Consider the following 20,587-nt stretch of genomic DNA (forward strand, 5'->3'; position numbering starts at 1 on the left):
ATCTATAAAAAATCCCGCTATCATCAATAGCGGGATTTTTTTATGTTTAAACGCTAAGCTAATATAGCTATTTCACTTTAACTATATGTGAACTTAGTTGTAACGGCGCTGACGTAGCGTCTCATAAAGACATAGCGCCCCTGCAATCGCAACATTGAGGCTCTCTTGTCCATTGGGCTGTGGTAATGCAATAGGGGTGGCACATTGCATCAGCTCCTCGCAAACGCCTTGACCTTCATGTCCCATAATCCAAGCAGTAGGAGCTGTCAGATCATGCTCATAAATCAAAGTGTCAGTATGTGAGCTGGTCGCAAGCAATGGAGTTTGCACATAGTCTAAAATATCTTGACTACTCAAACCCTCATAAATAGTTAGCGCAAACTGCGCACCCATTCCTGCTCGTAGCGTCTTGGGTGACCATGCTTGTGCAGTTGCGCTAGTGCATAACACTGTATCAATACCAACCGCCGCTGCAGTGCGTAATAGCGTACCAACATTACCACTATCTTGTACATCGTTCAGGATCAGGCAGTCATAATCTATCATCGTTAAGCTTGGTGCTGGTATATTGATAATCGCCATGATATCAATGCCTGTACCTAGACTTCTAATGCTTTCATAAAGTGCATCTGACAAAGTTAAGATACTAGTGTAAGTCGGTAGGCGCGTTAAGATTTGCTGAACCTCAGGATGCTTGTGCGCTGATTCGGCTAGTAGTATTTGGACGAACGGATAGTCGCTACGTAGGGCCGCGTCAATAAGATGCACACCTTCAAGTACCGTCTGACCTTGTTTTTTACGCTGACGTGCCTGAGACAAAAGTGCTTTTACGAGCTTAACGGAAGTGTTTTTGTCTGAAGTGATTAGCTCGGTAGGTTCTAATGTCATAGTTGACTGCTTAAGAATAAAGGTAAAATTAACAATATCAAAAGTTAGCCAGTCCAAGTTGTTTTTTTAACATTGGTCTGGCTACTTTTGATGTATAGGGCGAAGTCATGAAAAGTAATAAAAAAGTATTACTTATTTATCACCATGCTTTAGATGTAAGTCTTTAATGTAGTCGACTTCGTTTTTACTACCAAGTACTACAGGGACACGCTGGTGAATATTAGTTGGAGCAATGTCTAAAATACGATTGGTCGCATCAGTTGCACTGCCGCCAGCACGTTCAATGAGTAGGCTCATTGGATTGGCTTCGTACATTAAACGTAGTTTGCCAGCTTTATGTGCATATTTGGTGTCAAAAGGATAAGTGAACAGACCACCGCGGCATAAGATACGGTGTACATCACCGACCATGGCTGCCACCCAGCGCATGTTGAAATCACGACCACGTACTCCGGTATCGCCAGCGATTAGCTCGTCAATGTACTGCTGCATAGGCGCACGCCAATAACGATAGTTTGAGCTATTGATAGCATATTCGCTGGTATCGGCATCGATTTGTACATTGTCTTCTACTAGCACATAATCGTCGCTGTCTGGATCTAAGCTGAACATAACCACGTTATCAGCTACCGTCAATGCCAGCATGGTAGACGTACCATATAATAAATAACCTGCTGAAAGCTGTGCATTACCAGCCTGTAGGAAATCACTGTTCTCACTAGTTTGCCCTTGGCGCTGGTAGGGTAGAATAGAAAAAATCGTCCCTACTGCCATATTGATATCGATGTTCGATGAGCCATCAAGGGGGTCAAATAATACGAGCAAGCTACCATCGGCATTGGCAGGAGTGGCATCATCTAGCTCTTCTGAGGCGACGCCAGCACAATGCTTGTTTTGTGCTAAAGCATCTAGAAGTAAGTCATTAGCCAATACATCAAGCTTCTTTTGCTCTTCACCTTGGACGTTTTGATTACCTGCTTCCCCTAAAATATCTGCCAGTGCTCCTTTTCTGAGCAGCTGTGAGATGGTTTTGCCGACTTCAGTAATAGTCGTAATTACATCGCCAACAGCGGAGTCGGTTTTTCGTTCTTTTAGATAATGTGCTAAGGTCGTCATAATACTTCCTAATAAATGAGATGAGTGGTAAAAGGTAGAGAAATAATAAGTTTTAAAATACAGTAGATTAAGCTTGTCACTTGGGTCATTCTAAATAAGCTAAGTATTCATTTAAATGAGTAAATATGCAAATAGCAGACACGTTATCTTTGTCCTGACTGCAAAATCAGCTACACTATATCTATTATTATTGATAATTTAGTTAGACTTGCCGCTTACTACTTGCCGTTTATTATAAGAAACATTAGTCTTTTTATAAAAGCGAATAAGGCCATGTATGCCAATGCGGTAAAGTGTAGCAAATAAGTGCCAATATGTCCTTGTGTCTGTACACATGGTGATGATTATAAATGAATAAACCGATATGATTGACTCGATATAAACCCATAATAAAGACTTACCATTATGCCAACTTCCAAGAAAAATATGCCTATCAATACTATATCACCATCCAAATATGCCAAATTCGATCACGATACTATTCACCAAAGACTCAACACTTCGCTTAGCCGCCCACAGCTAAATGAAGACGGTAGTCTGCGTCATTTCCTAGGGGTTGAAGGATTAAATAAAGCACAGCTACAAGCAATTATTGCTAAAGCAGAGACTTTTTTTGATGAAAATGGTCTGTTGGTTAATCGGCCTGAGCTTGATGGTTGTACAGTAATGAACCTGTTCTTTGAGCCGTCAACTCGTACTCGTACTACCTTTGAAGTAGCAGAAAAGCGTCTTGGGGCCAATGTATTAAACATCGATATTGCCCGCTCTAGTACAAAAAAAGGCGAGAGTTTACGCGATACGCTATGGAATTTGGAGGCAATGACAGCCGATATTTTTGTTGTACGTCATTCAGCATCAGGGGCTGCACATTTTATGGCGACTGAAGTGACACCGGATATCGCTATTATTAATGGCGGTGATGGCTGGCACGCACATCCGACTCAAGGTATGCTCGATATGTTGACTATCCATCGTGAAGCGCCGCGTCCATTTGAAGAGCTATCGGTGGCTATTATCGGTGATATTAAGCATTCTAGAGTAGCGCGCTCAGATATTAGCGCCTTAAAAACCCTTGGGGTTAAAGATATTCGTGTGATTGCCCCACGTACTTTATTGCCTAAAGGGATTGAGCGTTTTGGTGTTCAAGTCTACGAAGATATGAATAGCTGTGTGACTGATTGTGATGTCATTATGGGACTTAGAATTCAAAACGAGCGTATTGGATCACCGCTATTGGCGTCATCAAGTGAATATTACAAACACTATGGTATTACACCTGAACGGGTAGCATTGGCTAAGCCTGACGCCCTAGTTATGCATCCAGGACCGATGAATCGTGGTATTGAGATTGCATCAAATGTGGCCGATGGCGCGCAGTCTGTTATTTTAAAGCAAGTAAGCAATGGTGTTGCGATTCGAATGGCGGTGCTCTCACTAGCCATGGAAGGCCAACGTGCCCACCAAGCGGCCAGAAATTCACAAAAAAACGAATAATCAGTAAAGGTAAAATTAACACTTTATGGTTTACGTTCGCCTGTTAAGCCTTTCTATTTTATTCATTTAATTATTATTGATATGGTAAAAAAAGCTCATGACTAATCCCATCACTACTGATGCGCAGATGACAGATTTACTTCCTAATGCTTTCAAAAAATCGTTACCGAGTGAGGCGATTGCTAAACTAGCAAATCTTGAGGCTGGTCGAGAGACTTGGCTGCTACCACCACTGGTGGATTTGTGTGCGCGTCTGCGAGAGCCTGGTCAGCAGCAGCATGGCACCCTAATTTCAGAAGGCCGTGCTGCCCGCGCTAATGGATTTTTGCATGTTATTACGCCACCCGATACAAGTCCTATCCTGGAAAATGGCTCGCTACTTAAAGGTCTTCGCGAACGTGCATTGCTCGATGGTGGTATCCATTTACATATTTTAGGCGCTTTGACTGAAGGCTTGCGAGGAGAGAATCCCTCGAATATCGCAGGCCTAAAAAAAGGTGGCTGTATCGCAGTCTCTAACGCGCGTAGGCCTTTTAGCAATGATTTGGTACTGCTACGCACCTTGGAGTATGCAGCAACCTTTGGCATGAAAGTATTCTTCTATCCTGATGAGGCAAGTCTGTCTGGTGATGGGGTAGCGCATGAAGGTTATATCGCCTCTTATCACGGACTACAAGGTATTCCTTGGATTGCTGAGACGGTAGCATTGTCCACCCAGTTACTGATGGTAGAAGAGACAGGCATTGCTGCGCATTTTAGTCAATTATCATGTAAGTCTTCAGTTGAGCTAATGCGCTGGGCGAAAGATAAAGGCCTGCCCGTGACTTGTGATGTGGCTATGCATCAGCTATATCTAACGGATGACAATCTAGAAGGCTTCAACGCCCAAGCTTATGTGCTACCGCCGTTGCGTAGTAACACGGATCAGCAAGCACTGCTTCGCGGGCTTAAAGATGGGACTATTGATGCAATTTGTAGTCATCACGAGCCTTTAAATTCTACAGCAAAAAAAGCCCCCTTTGCTGAGAGTACGCCTGGTATTTCAAACTTTGATACGTTTATGGCGCTAGCCTGTCAGTTAGTGAAAGATGAGGTGTTAACGCTAGAGCAGCTGGTAGACAAGATTTGCATTAACCCGGCACAAATTGCTGGTATAAGTAACAAATATGAAAGCATGGGCGGTGCAATATTGGTTGACCCTAACCTTGAATGGCAAGTGACGACAGATACTATGTTATCGAATGGCAAAAATACGCCATTCTTTAATCAGTACTTGCAAGGTCGAGTCGTGGAGACCTTCTTTGGCTAATTCGCCTCAGCAGAATGGTAACTTGCCACCATCTTCAGCCAGCAAAAACCATAAGTCTCTAGGAGATGATGACAATCTGCCGAGTAAAATGGATAGTGAGTCTAGTGAATCAATTAAGGCGGTGGCAATCTACGAGATTGTCAAAGGTACTGGTGCGCTGTCAGGTGCTTTTGCATTATGGTTTTGGCATACTGATCTAGAGCATTGGCTAGCCACGGCAACGGACTCATGGCAATATTATTTTGGAAACCTGCTGACCCCGCAGATTGACAGTGTTGTGCAACTGGCTCAGCAAGCAAGCAAAAATTGGCCACTTTTCATGCTATTGATTTTCGCTTACGTTAGTCTGCGTTTCATTGAAGCTTATGGATTATGGCAAGATAAGACCTGGGCATATTGGTTTAGTGTCATCGGTTATGGGATATTTATCCCTATCGAGTTGTACTACTTGATCGTTAGCCCGTTTGATTGGTTCAAATTGGGTATTTTGGTGTTAAATATTATTATTGTGGTTGTGGTCTATCGCAATATGAAGCGAAAAGGGTTGATATAAAATAATACACGAACTTTATAATCGTCCTTTTGTAATCACCATAAATTATAGCTATCATAGAAATTCTAGTGTGAAAACCAGAGAGCCAGCATTAAAGATAATATCTAGTGCTGGCCCTTTTTTTACATAGCTTAGCCATAAATTGATTAAGCTTATAATCGATTTTGTTGCACAGGCTGGATCATTTTGGCAACTTTACCGATGCTTAGTCCTTGCACTAAGATAGAGAATACTACCACAGCATAAGTCAGTGCCAATAGAATGTCGCGCTCTGTGCCTGATGGTAACTGTAATACTAGGGCCACTGAAATACCGCCACGCAGTCCGCCCCATGTCAATACTTTCCAGGCACCTTCTGGTAGCTTCAATTGGCGGCTAAAGGTTTTAGTAGTCATGCCTACGACAATAAGGCGAGCAAGTAGGGCAATAATAATGGTCAAGCCACCAGCGATAAATAAATTACCTGAGTAGGCAATAACGACCACTTCAAGACCGATCAAGACGAATAAAATCGCGTTTAAAATTTCATCAATTAATTCCCAAAATAAATCAATATAATGGCGAGTCTTGTCGCTCATCGCCAGCTCACGACCACGATTTCCGACCATTAAGCCCATCATCACCATCGCTAGTGGTCCTGACAAATGCCAATGGCTGGCTAGCGCGTAACCACCTATCACGCCTGCAAGCGTCAATAGCACTTCTTCTTGATAGCTATCAATACTTTTAATCATGTAGTACAAAATGGCCCCGAGTATCAAACCAAAGATGATACCGCCACCCGCTTCAACAGCTAGAGTATGTGCCACATAATTAGCCGTTGGAATATCACCACTGGATAAAATGCCGAGCAATAAGACGAATATAACGACACCAATGCCATCGTTAAATAATGATTCGCCAGCGATGACAGTTTCAATGCTTTTTGGGGCACCTGCAGACGCTAAAATACCCATAACTGCAATAGGATCTGTAGGCGATATCAACGCGCCAAACAATAAGCACCAAATAAAAGGTAGCCCGAAGCCAAGTAACGGCAGCATAAAGTAAAGAGCAGTGGCGATAAGTACTGCTGACACTACGGTACCAATACAGGCAAGGATGCCAATCGGTAGTCTATAACGCTTCAAATCGCCAATATTTACGTGTAGAGCACCGGCAAATAAGAGCATGGAGAGCATGCCATCAAGCAATACTTCAGTGAAATCTAGCTGATCTAATAAACTAACCTCATAATCAATAAGCTGATCAAAGCCTAAAAAACCTAAAAATATCGCTACCATAGATAATACGATAGAGATGACCATCACACCGATAGTGGTTGGTAAACCAATAAAGCGGTGATTGATATAGGTCAATAAAGCGGTAATCGATAAAAAGATGGCGCTGATTTCGAGTATGGTTAGGCTGGTCGCAGATGCCATAAAAGAGGTCTCAAGTGAGTATAAAAATTGTCGTAAGGCTAATGGTTATTAAGCCCAGATACCGTGCTGGTTTTGTTGCTTTAACCGTCACTCATATTCGTAACTAATATATAACTAAATCTGTGCTTATATATTCGACTGCACCATAACTATCTACCTTGATTGTGTCTGCAAGGCTTTATAAATATGCGCATCGAACTCGCTAATATATTCAAAATGTTGATGTTGAGCATTATCATTATTAATAAACTGCCGTGCTTGTTGACACATAGCCAGCAAATCCTCTACTAGCTCCCTATAACTTAGGTTGGCTTGACCCGCATGTTCAATCAAAGTCAGCTCACGTAATAATGTTTGCCGCTGTGCGCTATTTACTCGAGCATAATTTAGATCAGTTACTGCCTGACAAAGTGCCTTTAATACCATTAAATCAGTAGTAGCATAACGACGTATTTCACCCAGCGAGGTTTCGATAAAATCAGATATTTTTGGCGTTCGGGTAACGAGAGCCAGTATTGCTATTCGTGGCTGATTAACCGTAATATCAGATTCATCCTTGTCTTTTGGTGGCGTATAAAAATGATAAGGGCTAGGTGGCTGCCGACGCATCATTAAGCTCAAGCAAATAGTTAAGGATTGCACACAGTTTACCGCTGTCTTAGGATCGTTAATACCAGGAGATAAGGCTCGTACAGCAATTTCAGTTATCTGTCCTAAGCTTGAGCCAATATCATTAGAGTATGCCGACTGGCGTTCAAAGTGAAGACAAGTAGCAAAGCGTTGCCAAAATATTCCATCAGGTGTGTGTGGAGAGATTGCTAGCTGAGAGATTGTAGTCTTTTCTAGATTGCTTATATGACCTGCTGGGCGCTGATAAAAATGCCCTATGACGTTTTTATCAGTGACAAAATCACCGAGATTGGTATGTAATTGCACCACGCCGCCATAGTCTTTTGCTAGGGTAATGAGTGACTCAAAATACATCTGTTGTAGATAGCCTGAGCTTGGTGCATAGATAGGAGTAGCGCGCCAAGAATGATAATGTTCAATGTCACTATCCGCTACATCTTGCTGATGCTGAATATCGCAGTTATCGCTATACCAGTAATGAATGTTTTTGATAGTGTCATTACTGGCTCCTTGAATGACACGTGACGCTTGAATAGCATGCACCATATGCTGTACAAAATAAACCAACAACAATGCACAAACAATTGCCATAAAGATAGCAAAGGTTACTGATAGGTGCGGCACACCAAAATCCACATCATACTTATGAATAGATTTTAAAACCAACAAGCTATAGCTAAACGTACCGATGAAGGCACCAAGCACGAACTGATTTGATTTATCAGTCAGAAAGTTACGTAAGAGTCGTGGCCCAAACTGTGACGAGGCCATAGAAAGGACGGCAATGGTAATCGAAAAAGTGGTACCAGCTACGCCTAATACCGCTCCTGCAATCGTGGTCATAATAGATCTTGCAGAGGAATCATCACCTGTAAAAGCAAAACTAATATCCCTAACGGTTGCACGATCAAATTGTTGATCGATAGCGATGAACAAAGGTGCTAACAGTAATCCTGTCAGCACACAAGCAGTTGGAATGAACCAATAAGAGCCAATCAGCTGCTGCCATAGATTTCTTAAGCGATCAGGTAAGTCCGTTAGTGTCTGTAGCGACCATAACTGCGCAAACTGCTTTAGCCAATAGAGACTTGCCGTTAGTACACGTTTGAGCAGATTATCTTTTGTGTCGTCAGTCACTGCCATAGGCTCCAAAGGGTTTGTGATAGATTTTTTAATGTTTTCTAATGAAAGTTATTTAACAGCGTTACCTAATAAGGTTATAGCGCTTATCTATTTGCTTGTGGATTATCCGCTTCAGTAATGATATTGCCGCTAGTGTTGGCACTATTATTAGTTGTACCTTTATCGTCTTCCATACTGTCATTCGGAATTAAAATCTCGTTATTATTGTTATCGCATATTACATCACTGTCTTTATCATAAGCGGCTGCTTCAAAACGTAGTGCATCTCTATTGTCATCAACATGATGATTGGAAGTTTGTTCAGATGATTCTTTTTTATAATCTACTGGTGTTTTTTTGCGTGGCTGACTGTGAGAGAAAATCGCGGACAATGGTAAGTTAAGTTGTTCTTGAGCACAAGCTTCGGTATTCACAAATCGACGTACCAATAAGCTCAACCATGGTTGTTGATTTTCACTCTTCATCTCATCAAGCTCATCCTTGATTGGTAATGGATAAGGTAGGGTACGATAGAAGTCCCATAGCGTCATTCTGCTAAGGTCTTTTTTAAGCACGTAATCATCATCCTCAGTCATCGTAATGAGTTTGCTGTCCTTTAAGTAATTGATATAGGTATACCATTTGGGTAATTCTTTACGACCCAATACGTTACGTAGGTCTTGCTCGCTAACGGCATCGCCTTTTAGATGACTGGTGTACACCAAATTCAGCATATCAAGCAAGCTTAATAGTGGATGGCGTGGATAAACTTCCTCAGTCTCAAAAATGGTTAAGGTATAGCTAATCTCAACGCCTAATAGGATTAAATTCCACGATAAATATATCCATAGCAAAAAGATCGGCAAAGCAGCAAACGCACCATATATAGCTTCATAGCTGGTAAAGTTGCTCATCACTGTGCCGAAGATATGCTTTAGTAACTCAAATACTACTGCAACAAATATACCAGCAATGGCCGCATTTTTTACGGGTACGCGTGCTTTAGGAATGAACCAATACATACCAATAAAGCCTGCAATCGTGACGCCGATAGAGACCATTTGTACCCAAAATGACCAATCAATACCATAGCCGCCAATTTGTTGATTCAAAAAGCTTAAACTCTGTACCGTACTAGAGGCAATGAATGCAGTACCCAGTACTAAAGGTCCCAAGGTGACGATGGTCCAATAGCGCAGCATACTCTTAATGCCGCCCGAACGATCTTCCACTCGCCAAATCTGATTAAACGCACGTTCAATAGTCGTTAAGGTTACGATGGTCGTGACAAATAAAATCATTGCCCCGATAGCCGTCAAGTTGGACGATTTTTCAGCGAAGCTATTGATATATTCACTGACTTGCATGCTTGATTGCGGTAGCAAGTTGCTATAAATCACTTCATATATCTGTGCTCTGACTGAAGCAAGTGCGGGAACTGAAGATAAAATCATCAATAGTACGGTTAACATGGGTACAATTGACAGCATAGTGGTATAGGTAAGAGAAGCAGCTTTCTGTTGGCAATTATCTTCAAAAAAATGCCGTATTAAAAATCGCAAGAATTGAAACCAGCGTTGATGTGTAAACGGGATTTTTTTTAATAAGTTTTCCATGACGACCATTTAGCGAGGATAAGAGTGACAATAGTGTAACAAAAATGTGGCATCAGCATCTGCCACTTAATTGTGTCAAAATGCACACTAGCAACCGTTACAGGGTTTTATCTATACAATGTAGGGTATGCTTTGTTTGCATGTCAGTGAATGACTCGGGCATAATGTGCACGTCTATCTACAATGTTAAACACTCAATGCATGCGTAGCTTTTAATCCGGTAAATTCATAACAGGATAAAAAGCCCGCATGGTACGTAAGCTATTGCATATCATAATGTTAACGATTTTATAAGGAAGCTCTGCTAATGAGTCAAGCCAACCCATATATTTTGGTGCTCTATTACTCTAACCATGGTACGACTAAGACATTAGCATATGCTATCGCTCAAGGTATTGAAGAGGCTGGCATGACGGCACGTATTCGTACGGTGCCGACAGTTGCGCCTGAGACGACAGCAAGTAAGCCTGCTATTCCTGATGAAGGCGATCTTTATTGCACGATGGATGACTTAAAAGACTGTATGGGTCTTGCGCTCGGTAGTCCGACTCACTTTGGTAATATGGCCGCGCCCATGAAGTATTTTTGGGATAATACCGTTACTGTTTGGTTGGCTGGCAATCTACAAAACAAACCAGCTTCAGTATTTACGGCGACGGGCTCAATGCACGGCGGTCAAGAAACGACCTTACTTACCATGATGTTGCCATTAATTCATCACGGTATGATGATTATGGGTGTGCCATATGCAGAGCCAGCGTTGAACCGTACTCATCGTGGCGGCACACCTTATGGTGCAAGTCACGTCAGCGGTGCGTTACATGATCAACCTGTCTCTGATGATGAGCGCGAATTGGGTATCGCTCAAGGCCGTCGTCTGGCTATTAGTGCAACCGCATTAGCACAAGCCAACTGGAATCGCTAAGCTGCTCTGGTCTATTGCAGCACAATGCTCTAACTAGGAAATAAACGTATCTGATGGCTACTAACCGCTCCGATGGTAACAATCAGGCTAAAGTACCAGTAAAAAATTCTGGCAAGCCTGCTAAACCTAACAAACCTATTGCGCCTATCCGTCAACGCTTAATGCTTACTTGGCTAGTCTGGTTAATTTATAGATTGTTTGGGCTGCCTATTTTTATCAGTGCTCTTAATCCAAGCAGTCCTGATATTATTGGTGGTATTGCATGGCAAGCATTGTGGCTGGTGCCAGCGTTCATCTTAACGCCATGGGTAATGCGTGGTCGTTCACCCTATGCACTATTGGTAGGTAGTATGTTTACTTTGGTTTATTTAGGTGCGAGTGGCGTAGTGCTATTTACTCGTGCTTACGGAAGCAGCTCAGCTGAGATAGCCGTTTATTTAATCGATTTTATATTACTGCTAACCATCAACGTCTGGTTATTTATTTTGTTGAAACGTCTGCCCTCGATGAACAATGTAGTCAAGCAACCTCGCTAGCTACGCAGCCAGCTTCATATTTCCATATAAATTCAAAGCCATAAAAAAGCGGCACTCTGAATCAGAGTGCCGCTTTTTTTACGAGATGATTTCGACGTCAGTTAAGCTAGACCTCAGTTAAACTATAAGGTAGCTAATATAGCGCTTAATTAACCTTAGTCAATTCTAAGTCCATTTTCTTACCATCGTTAATTTGGCTCACTTTTACTGGTAAGTAATCTAAGCTTGGCGCTAACCAAAAACTGGTAGAGCGACTATTGTCGTCATGGACACGGTCGACACGGACAGTATCAAAAGTGCCTGCTGGTACGGTGATTTTGGTATTGCCAGATTTCTTAAATGGTGTCTTTTCAACCTTGTCTTTTTTTGCCATGTAATAGTTGCCAGAGAATTTACCATTCAATAAATCTTGGCGAATTTGCACCTCTAAGCTCAGATCATCAAAGGCTTGCTGCGCCATATTCATGGTTGTTGTCTTACCTTTATAATTACTAGTGACCTTTTTGCTACTTGGGTTAAAATCTAGCTTATGTGTACGGCCGATACCTAGGAGCTTGTAAGTCGTACTGGCCTGAGTTGGGCTAACGTTATTACCATTAATTGTGAACGCGCTATTTTGTGAGGCGCTAGCAACACCGGCCACGCGAGCTTTTACATTGTACTTCCAAGTATCGCCAGATTTGCTCAATATACGATTTGCTGTACCTTTATACTTATCTTCAACCGTAAAGCTATAATCAGCATTTGATGGCTGAACGGTTTTTGCGCTGGCAAGGGTAGGTGCAGTCATACTTAAAGCTCCAATAGCAGCAATACTAGCACCTGTGGTTAAGGCTGCTAAAAACTTAGATTTATTGCGTTTGATGTTAGTAGAATCAGTAGTTGCTAATTTTTTATGTGTTGATAAAAAACTCATGAATATTCCTTAATTAGTATACGCTTAATATGTTGGCTTTTACTTATTGCTATTATTATTTTCTCAAGTCTTATAATGGTTATATATTGTTACATTTTCAAGGGTAGCAATAGTATTTGATGTTTGGCTCTTGTAGCTGATGTTGCCATCAATCTTCAAACTCTCATTACAAGTAACGCTTTGTGAGTAAGGTTACTGGTCAACGCGTGCTAATAACCCATTTACTCTAGTATTATTGTAAATTTTTTTGGTTTACACTTGAAGCTATCTCCCATTGCCCCCACTTTTTGATACAAGCTCAAAGCTTATCTTAGGAATGCCATTTTTATACAGCGCTTCTGATAGATATTGGTATTGAGACTATTAATTCAAATAAACCCTTAAATTCAAATAACCAACTTTTGGAGTCATATCGATGAACATTCGTCCTTTACATGACCGTATCGTCGTCCGCCGCATAGAAGAAGAAACAAAAACTGCTGGCGGTATTTTATTGCCTGGTTCAGCACAAGAAAAGCCATCACAAGGTGAAGTGCTAGCAACTGGTAACGGTCAGATTCGTGACAACGGTGAAACTCGCGCGTTAGATGTAAAAGCTGGCGACAAAGTCTTGTTCGGTCAATATGCTGGTCAAACGGTAAAAGTTGACGGCGAAGAACTACTTATTATGAAAGAATCTGATGTATTAGGTGTGCTAGAAGGCTAGTCCTTTTTGAGTATTTTTGTACTCAGCGCATTTTTGACAATTGGTTTTGTCAATACTAGATCGAATCATTCAATTGTATTCTCATACTTATAATAGTGGAGTAATTTAACATGGCAAAAGACGTAAAATTCGGCATAGATGCCCGTAAACAAATGATGGACGGTGTAAACGTTCTAGCAAACGCAGTACGAGTGACATTAGGTCCTAAAGGTCGTAACGTGGTAATCGATAAATCATTCGGCGCGCCTACCATCACCAAAGATGGTGTTTCGGTTGCTAAAGAAATCGAGCTTGAAAACAAGTTTGAAAATATGGGCGCACAATTGGTACGTGAAGTAGCTAGCCGCACAAACGATGTTGCTGGCGATGGTACGACTACTGCAACGGTATTGGCTCAGTCAATCTTGCAGGAAGGCATGAAATCAGTTGCTGCTGGCATGAACCCAATGGATCTGAAACGCGGTATCGATAAAGCCGTTCGTGCTGCTGTTGAGCAAATTCATTTACTATCAACGCCAGCTGACGATTCAAAAGCAATCGCTCAAGTCGGTTCTATCTCTGCCAACTCAGACACCAAAATTGGTGAATTGATTGCCCAAGCGATGGAAAAAGTTGGTAAGCAAGGCGTTATTACCGTTGAAGAAGGTTCAAGCTTTGAAGATACCTTAGAAGTTGTCGAAGGTATGCAGTTTGACCGTGGTTATATCAGCCCATACTTTGCTAATAAGCAAGACAGCTTAACCGCTGAGTTTGAAAACCCATATATCTTGCTTGTTGACAAAAAAATCAGCAACATCCGTGAGATCGTGCCATTACTTGAGCAAGTCATGCAGCAGAGCAAACCATTGCTAATCATTGCTGAAGACGTAGAAAACGAAGCATTAGCAACTCTAGTTGTGAACAACATGCGTGGCGGCTTAAAAACTTGTGCAGTTAAAGCACCAGGTTTTGGCGATCGTCGTAAAGCAATGCTAGAAGATATCGCAACGCTAACTGGCGGTACGGTTATCTCTGAAGAGATTGGTCTGAGCCTTGAGACTGCTACTCTAGAGCAACTTGGTACTGCTAAGAAAGTTACTGTCGGTAAAGAGAACACTGTCATCGTTGATGGCGCTGGTAACAAAGCAGATATCGAAAATCGTGTTGAGTCTATCAACCGTCAAATCGAAGAGTCTACTTCTGACTACGATAAAGAAAAGCTACAAGAGCGTGTTGCAAAACTGGCAGGCGGCGTAGCAGTTATTAAAGTAGGTGCTGCGACTGAAACTGAAATGAAAGAGAAGAAAGATCGCGTTGATGATGCGCTACATGCCACTCGTGCCGCAGTTGAAGAAGGTGTTGTCCCTGGTGGCGGTGTTGCGCTAGTTCGTGCGCTTAATGCATTGTCTGAGCTACGTGGCGATAACGACGACCAAGACGCGGGTATTAATATCTTACGTCGCGCGATGGAAGCACCACTACGTCAAATCGTTACCAACTCTGGTGAAGAAGCCTCAGTTGTGGTTAACGAAGTGAAGAGTGGTAGCGGCAACTATGGTTACAACGCGGCGACTGGCGAGTATGGCGATATGCTTGATATGGGTATTCTTGACCCAGCTAAAGTTGCTCGTTCAGCACTAGAAAATGCAGCATCTGTTGCAGGCCTCATGCTAACGACCGAAGTCATGATTACTGATTTACCGCAAGGTGATGATGGTATGGCTGGCATGGGTGCTGGCGGTGGAATGGGCGGTATGGGTGGAATGGGCGGCATGATGTAATTCTACTTCTGCTACAAAGCGATTTCTCTTTGTCAGATGCGCTCAATGTACAATAGGTACTATTTTTGCTCGTCTTCCTCGACAAATCGCTTTTCGCTAGAAGTATGACTTTGTCATAACGTACTTGTTAAACCTAGTCCAAATAAAACCCTGATAGGCTGAGCTTATCGGGGTTTTTCTATGCAAGTTTAGTATATCTTAGCTAATAATTACGAGTCCGCTTCATTTCTTCTAAACACCCACGTCTTATCATCAGACAGCTCATCGACATAATAATATCCCGCTAAGTCAAACTTCTTTAACTCCTCAGCCTTGGTCAATTTATTGTTAGCAGCATATTTCACCATCAATCCACGGGCTTTTTTGGCATAAAAGCTAATTACCTTATATTGACCGTTTTTTTCATCTTCAAATCGTGGCGTGATGATTTCAGCATTCAACGCTTTCTTTTTTACAGATTTAAAATATTCATTAGAAGCCAAATTAATTAATACCTTGTCATCGCTATCAGCCATACGGGCATTGATAACGTCAGTCACTTCCTCACCCCAAAACTCATATAAGTTATCACCGCGCTCATTTTTCAGCTTAGTGCCCATCTCTAAGCGATACGGCTGAATCAAATCAAGTGGTTTCAGCACACCATAAAGACCTGACAAAATGCCTAGATGTTCATTAACGTAAATGGCCGTTTCCTTATCCATGTTATACATATCAAGCCCAGTATAGACGTCACCATCGAATAAATAACCAGCAGGTTTGGCTGCGTTACCAGAAGCAGCATCAGTAAATGGCTGATCTTTGCTCCAACACCATTGTTGATTGCGTTCAGTATTCAGTTGGGCCAAATCGTCAGAAATGCTCATCATCTCTTGCAAATCAATCGGTTCTTTCGACTTCAATATTTTCATTAATGCTTGTGAGTGTTCGATAAGCTCAGGCTGACTGTAATAATTGCCTAGGTTTACGGGAACATCATCTTTTTCATTCAAAGACTTGGCAGGGGAGAGTACAAAATACATAGTCATTCCTTGTGATTTATGAGATCGAAAAAATAAAAATTTCAAATATAGCAATAAAGAATATATAAATGGTATAAATACATAACTTTTTATTTACTTATGGGTCATCATTAGACAATGAAAGTTAGCAAACGATGTCTCTATAATAAAAACACATGATGAAAAACAGTTAGTCATTTATTATATTGATAATATTGGTTCAGCTCTCTAATGTAAGCGTTGACCAAAATTTTCGCTCTATGCATCTCATCATTTAAATAATCTGTGCATAGGTCAGTAATGTATTCAGAGTAAGGAGACGGTATGAAAATCGGTGTTATCAGTGCAGATATCGCACAAGAAAGCCGCGTAGCGCTAACCCCAGACGCGGTTAAAAAGCTGCGTAAACTTGGGTTTGAAGTCATCATCCAGTCAGGTGCAGGTCAAGCAGCTTATTATGCTGATGAGTTGTATCAGGCTGCTGGTGCCGATATTGCAGATAGTAGCGCTGAGGTAGTCAACCAGTCTCAAATTATTACCACGGTCAATGACTTACCTGCTACAACTACTGACAGCTTAAAATCTGGTCAGATTGTCATTGGTATGCTCGATCCTTACCGTAATACTCAGCTAGATACTTATGCTGCCAAAGGTACAACGGCATTTGCCATGGAGCTATTGCCACGCACTTTATCACGTGCACAGAATATGGACGTCTTGTCATCGCAAGCCAACCTTGCCGGTTATAAAGCCGTATTGCTCGCGGCCAATGAGTATTCCCGTCCTTTCCCAATGTTTATGACTTCAGCTGGTACCGTTAAACCTGCCAAAGTTGTTATCTTAGGCGTAGGAGTTGCAGGTTTGCAAGCCATTGCTACTGCCAAGCGCTTAGGTGCAGTCGTTGAAGCCAGTGACTTACGTCCTGCAGCTAAAGAGCAAGTCGAATCCTTAGGCGGTAAATGGCTTGATGTACCGATGAGTGAAGACGAAGCGCAAAAAGCTAAAGCAACTGGTGGCTATGCGTGGACACCCTCAGAGCAGTATATCAAAGACCAAGCAGCTGTGGTGGACAAAGCCTTAAGCAATGCCGATATCGTCATTACCACTGCGCAAATTCCTGGCCGTCAAGCACCGCGCTTGGTACATCAAGCGACCCTTGCGAAGATGAAGGCAGGCTCAGTGCTGATTGATATGGCTGCTGGAACGGGCGGTAACGTAGAAGGTAGTGTGCCAGATGAAACCATTACCACTGCCAATGGCGTGCGTATCGTCGGTGCGGCCAACATTCCATCGATGTTAGCGGCGCAGTCTTCAGATTTATATGCCAATAACCTTGTCAATTTTATCACGACCTTAATTGCCTCTGAAGAAACCACGGAAACGACAGACAATGCGGCATCAAACAAGCTGGCACTGAATTTAGATATGGAAGATGAGATTCAGGGCGCACTGGCAGTGACGCATGAGAGTCAGGTACGTCTTGCTAAACGCTAAGTCTTGACTGCCTATTACTACACACTTTGTCATCATACATTTGCCAGTAATGAATAAAATTTTAGGAGGATAAGATGATTGCCACTGTTTTAGCTGCGGCGCCAGCCGGTGCGGCCATGAGTAGCACACCATTTGTAGCGATTTTCACTGTATTTGTACTCGCTATTTTTGTTGGATATTATGTCGTTTGGGGAGTGACCCCAGCATTACACACACCATTGATGGCTGTAACCAACGCCTTATCAAGTATTGTCATCGTCGGTGCAATGCTACAGACGGTCACAATTGATGGCTCGATATTTACGCCAACCAGTTTGCTTGGTGCCTTTGCGGTATTTTTAGCCAGTATTAATATTTTCGGTGGTTTTGCGGTGACTGAGCGTATGCTCGCGATGTTTAAACCAAAACCGAAAAAAGCGCCAGTGGTAACGACTGAAAATGGAGGCGATGCATGAGCGATTTAACAAATATGATTTCTGCGAATGCTGACTGGTTCTATCTAATCGGTGCCATTCTTTTCGTTTTAACCCTTCGAGGTTTATCTAGCCCAAAGACCGCTATTCGCGGTAACCGCTTTGGTATGGTTGCGATGGCAATTGCAGTAGCAACGACATTCTTCTTAGCAGAAGGCCCGGTGCTGTGGTTGATTATTGGTGCGATGATATTGGGTGCACTTGTCGGCATGTGGAAGGCAAAAACGGTTGCGATGACCCAAATGCCAGAAACGGTCGCTTTAATGCACTCATTCGTTGGTTTGGCAGCGGTAGCGATTGCGTTGGCAACGGTACTGCATACTGAACAACAGCATGGTGCGGTTGCTCGTGTCGAATTATTCATCGGTTGTTTCATCGGTGCGATTACTTTTTCTGCCTCGGTCTTTGCTTTTGGTAAATTGGCGGCAAAGAGTTGGGCGAAGACCTTGGTTGGCGGCTGGGTTAAACCTGTCCAAGCGCTATTGTTCATTGCGATGATTGGTTTCGGTGGGGTGTATTTCGTTACTGATTCATTACCCGCTTTTTATGCGATGGCAGTGATTGCAGTCATCTTTGGTTGGATGTGGATTGCCCCAATCGGTGGCGGTGATATGCCAGTAGTTGTATCACTATTGAACTCATTCTCAGGTTGGGCAGCAGCAGGCATTGGTTTTACGCTTGGCAACTCGATGCTCATTATCGCAGGTTCGCTAGTGGGTTCGTCAGGTGCGATCTTGTCTTACATCATGTGTAAAGCCATGAACCGCTCACTGCTTAATGTGCTATTTGGCGGTATGGGTACGGCAGCAGCAGTGGCAGGTGGTGATGATGGCGCGCCAAAGAACTACAAAGCGGGTTCAGCAGAAGATGCTGGCTTCTTGATGGCCAACGCAAGTAGTGTCGTTATTGTACCGGGTTATGGTATGGCGCAAGGCCGTGCACAGAATGCGGTCAAAGAGTTATATGAGCTATTAAAAGAAGAGGGCGTGAATGTTCGCTTTGCTATTCATCCAGTGGCAGGTCGTATGCCAGGACACATGAACGTGCTATTGGCTGAAGCTGATGTGCCTTATGATGATATCCTTGAAATGGATGAGATTAACTCAGACTTTGCTAGTACGGACGTGGTCTTAGTCATCGGTGCCAACGACGTGGTAAACCCATCTGCGAAAGATGATCCATCGTCGCCAATTTTCGGTATGCCTATCCTAGAAGTTACCAAAGCCCAAACGATTATGGTTATCAAGCGTTCGATGAGTACCGGTTACGCTGGCCTCGACAACAGCTTGTTCTATATGGATAAAACCATGATGATCTTTGGTGATGCGAAGAAGATGGTAGAAGAGATGGTACGTAGTATTAACGGCGCAGGTCATTAATCTCTAAAATCGGTTTTTAAACATAATTTTTAAATATAAGTTTGCAAATAAAAAAGTCACTGAGGTGACTTTTTTTGCGTTAGAGTAAGCTGCCTTTATCTTCCCATTATAATAATTGACTTCAAATAAAAGAGATAGGCGTATCACAAGATGCTACTGGTATAAATTTTTCTGGCTTGCTGTGCCTATGCCGACAGAGGCTGCAAAAAATTCATTCCAGTAGCATTGTATCTTTTTTGAATGGTATTAACGGTATATCCTATTGCATAACCGCTAATGATAAATAATATTAAATAAGAGAATGCTTTATGAACATGTTGATACGTTTTTTTATTATGGCCAGTTTGCTAAAACAGCAACTCAAAAAGCAGTCAGTCAGCGAGCGTCTTAGTGTGGAGACATTGACCGCCCCAACTGTCCGTCATTATCGAATATTACCGCATGACATGGGCTTTCGGGATCATCTGCCTAATTATCGCTATTTATCTTTTATTGAGCTCAATGTTACCCGCTGGCTAATGGCATGCTGTCATCAAAAAGGTATCCAGCCTTTAAACTGGGTTATCGCCATGCAAGAGATGATTTACCTCAAAGAGATTAAGTTTTTGGATAAGATGACGGTAAATAGTGTGTTGGCAGGTTGGGATAAAAAATACGTTTATTTTGAAACGCGATTTTTTGTAAAAAGCCAACTAATGGGGGTTGGTATGACCAAATTTGTCTTGATGGATAAAAAGGTTAAGTGCACGCCAGATATATTGGATATGACAGGCGAGGAGCTGACCGATGTCATTGACTCGTGGAATAAGCATCAAGTCGCTGTTAAGTCTGCTAAGTCGACTAAAACAATAGAGACAGCATAACGAACTTGGCTATAATCATCTAGCGAAGTTTGGTAGGATAGGGGCTATTAAATCGACAATCAAGTTGATAAGATTTTTTCCTAAAATTATAAAAGTTAAGGAGCCATCATGACCCCGCAAAAATTAAAATGGACAGACAGCTTAGATATCGCTATTGAGCTTTATGAAAAATTCCCAGAAACTGATCCGCAGTACATACGCTTTACTGATTTGCATCGCTGGGTGACCGAGCTTGAAGGCTTTGATGATGACCCACAGCGCTCAAATGAAGGCATCTTGGAAGCCATTCAGATGAACTGGATTGATGAAGCCGACTAGTTCGACTCTCCTAACTTAAGTAAAATCTCAAATATAAAATTGAATAAATAAACAGGATAGGAAG

At 42.2% G+C, this 20,587-nt stretch carries 19 protein-coding genes; 12 read left to right on the top strand and 7 right to left on the bottom strand.

All coding sequences use genetic code 11. From position 1 onward, the window contains the following. Positions 1-93: 93 nt before the first annotated feature. Complete coding sequence (locus tag ACTQ9S_RS11420) at positions 94-888, bottom strand: TrmH family RNA methyltransferase (protein ID WP_068034653.1); 795 nt, start codon at positions 886-888, stop codon at positions 94-96. Between the two features lie 132 nt (positions 889-1,020). After that, positions 1,021-2,004, bottom strand: a complete 984-nt coding sequence (locus ACTQ9S_RS11425) for a class 1 fructose-bisphosphatase (protein WP_350657454.1) — start codon at positions 2,002-2,004, stop codon at positions 1,021-1,023. A 405-nt stretch (positions 2,005-2,409) separates the two neighbouring features. Here ACTQ9S_RS11425 and ACTQ9S_RS11430 point away from each other — a divergent pair, with 405 nt between their 5' ends. The 3 genes from ACTQ9S_RS11430 to ACTQ9S_RS11440 all read left to right on the top strand — a co-directional run bounded on the left by ACTQ9S_RS11430 (position 2,410) and on the right by ACTQ9S_RS11440 (position 5,360). Continuing rightward, a complete protein-coding gene (locus ACTQ9S_RS11430; RefSeq protein WP_068034657.1) occupies positions 2,410-3,498 on the top strand; it encodes an aspartate carbamoyltransferase catalytic subunit in 1,089 nt (362 codons plus the stop codon). Between the two features lie 127 nt (positions 3,499-3,625). Beyond that, positions 3,626-4,807, top strand: coding sequence for a dihydroorotase (locus ACTQ9S_RS11435; RefSeq protein ID WP_068038965.1), 1,182 nt, complete (start codon positions 3,626-3,628; stop codon positions 4,805-4,807). Further along, positions 4,800-5,360: a DUF2127 domain-containing protein gene (locus tag ACTQ9S_RS11440; protein WP_350657457.1), complete on the top strand. Its 561-nt coding sequence runs from the start codon at positions 4,800-4,802 to the stop codon at positions 5,358-5,360. The genes ACTQ9S_RS11435 and ACTQ9S_RS11440 overlap by 8 nt, the downstream gene beginning before the upstream one ends. Before the next feature lie 152 nt (positions 5,361-5,512). Here the strand turns inward: ACTQ9S_RS11440 and ACTQ9S_RS11445 are convergent, their stop codons facing one another. From ACTQ9S_RS11445 to ACTQ9S_RS11455, 3 genes are all read right to left on the bottom strand, one after another. Then, positions 5,513-6,784: a cation:proton antiporter gene (locus ACTQ9S_RS11445; RefSeq protein ID WP_068326109.1), complete on the bottom strand. Its 1,272-nt coding sequence runs from the start codon at positions 6,782-6,784 to the stop codon at positions 5,513-5,515. A 153-nt stretch (positions 6,785-6,937) separates the two neighbouring features. Further along, entirely contained in the window at positions 6,938-8,557 is a 1,620-nt protein-coding gene (locus tag ACTQ9S_RS11450) for a DUF2254 domain-containing protein (RefSeq protein ID WP_440454996.1), read from the bottom strand. Between the two features lie 83 nt (positions 8,558-8,640). Further along, positions 8,641-10,152, bottom strand: a complete 1,512-nt coding sequence (locus ACTQ9S_RS11455; RefSeq protein WP_068034665.1) for a YihY/virulence factor BrkB family protein — start codon at positions 10,150-10,152, stop codon at positions 8,641-8,643. Between the two features lie 307 nt (positions 10,153-10,459). On the opposite strand from ACTQ9S_RS11455, the gene wrbA reads away from it, so the two are divergent. Continuing rightward, positions 10,460-11,077 carry an NAD(P)H:quinone oxidoreductase gene (gene wrbA, locus ACTQ9S_RS11460; protein WP_068326123.1) on the top strand — a complete coding sequence of 206 codons (618 nt, stop codon included), beginning with the start codon at positions 10,460-10,462 and terminating at the stop codon, positions 11,075-11,077. Between the two features lie 53 nt (positions 11,078-11,130). Next, positions 11,131-11,613 (top strand): hypothetical protein, encoded by a 483-nt coding sequence (locus ACTQ9S_RS11465; RefSeq protein ID WP_068034668.1) that lies wholly within the window; start codon positions 11,131-11,133, stop codon positions 11,611-11,613. Positions 11,614-11,758: 145 nt separating this feature from the next. Here the strand turns inward: ACTQ9S_RS11465 and ACTQ9S_RS11470 are convergent, their stop codons facing one another. Continuing rightward, positions 11,759-12,529: a DUF3108 domain-containing protein gene (locus ACTQ9S_RS11470; RefSeq protein ID WP_068034670.1), complete on the bottom strand. Its 771-nt coding sequence runs from the start codon at positions 12,527-12,529 to the stop codon at positions 11,759-11,761. A 415-nt stretch (positions 12,530-12,944) separates the two neighbouring features. Here ACTQ9S_RS11470 and ACTQ9S_RS11475 point away from each other — a divergent pair, with 415 nt between their 5' ends. Next, the gene (locus ACTQ9S_RS11475; RefSeq protein WP_010196840.1) at positions 12,945-13,235 is read left to right on the top strand and encodes a co-chaperone GroES; all 291 of its coding nucleotides are present in this window, start codon (positions 12,945-12,947) and stop codon (positions 13,233-13,235) included. A gap of 110 nt (positions 13,236-13,345) precedes the next feature. Next, on the top strand, positions 13,346-14,995 hold the full coding sequence (gene groL, locus ACTQ9S_RS11480; protein WP_068034675.1) for a chaperonin GroEL: 1,650 nt from the start codon (positions 13,346-13,348) through the stop codon (positions 14,993-14,995). Positions 14,996-15,204: 209 nt separating this feature from the next. Here the strand turns inward: groL and yaaA are convergent, their stop codons facing one another. Then, positions 15,205-16,017, bottom strand: coding sequence for a peroxide stress protein YaaA (gene yaaA, locus ACTQ9S_RS11485; RefSeq protein ID WP_068034678.1), 813 nt, complete (start codon positions 16,015-16,017; stop codon positions 15,205-15,207). Between the two features lie 303 nt (positions 16,018-16,320). Here yaaA and ACTQ9S_RS11490 point away from each other — a divergent pair, with 303 nt between their 5' ends. The 5 genes from ACTQ9S_RS11490 (at position 16,321) to iscX (ending at position 20,523) form a co-directional block, all read left to right on the top strand. Further along, positions 16,321-17,490 carry a Re/Si-specific NAD(P)(+) transhydrogenase subunit alpha gene (locus ACTQ9S_RS11490; RefSeq protein ID WP_440454997.1) on the top strand — a complete coding sequence of 390 codons (1,170 nt, stop codon included), beginning with the start codon at positions 16,321-16,323 and terminating at the stop codon, positions 17,488-17,490. 116 nt (positions 17,491-17,606) lie between these two features. Then, the gene (locus ACTQ9S_RS11495) at positions 17,607-17,945 is read left to right on the top strand and encodes a proton-translocating transhydrogenase family protein (RefSeq protein WP_203226508.1); all 339 of its coding nucleotides are present in this window, start codon (positions 17,607-17,609) and stop codon (positions 17,943-17,945) included. Further along, a complete protein-coding gene (locus ACTQ9S_RS11500; protein WP_440454998.1) occupies positions 17,942-19,342 on the top strand; it encodes an NAD(P)(+) transhydrogenase (Re/Si-specific) subunit beta in 1,401 nt (466 codons plus the stop codon). The genes ACTQ9S_RS11495 and ACTQ9S_RS11500 overlap by 4 nt, the downstream gene beginning before the upstream one ends. A 308-nt stretch (positions 19,343-19,650) precedes the next feature. After that, a complete protein-coding gene (locus ACTQ9S_RS11505) occupies positions 19,651-20,205 on the top strand; it encodes an acyl-CoA thioesterase (protein WP_068034685.1) in 555 nt (184 codons plus the stop codon). 108 nt (positions 20,206-20,313) lie between these two features. After that, positions 20,314-20,523 carry a Fe-S cluster assembly protein IscX gene (gene iscX, locus ACTQ9S_RS11510; protein ID WP_011279849.1) on the top strand — a complete coding sequence of 70 codons (210 nt, stop codon included), beginning with the start codon at positions 20,314-20,316 and terminating at the stop codon, positions 20,521-20,523. Positions 20,524-20,587 lie beyond the last annotated feature (64 nt).

The sequence above is a fragment of the Psychrobacter sp. ASPA161_9 genome, from assembly GCF_051970275.1.
GTDB lineage: Bacteria > Pseudomonadota > Gammaproteobacteria > Pseudomonadales > Moraxellaceae > Psychrobacter.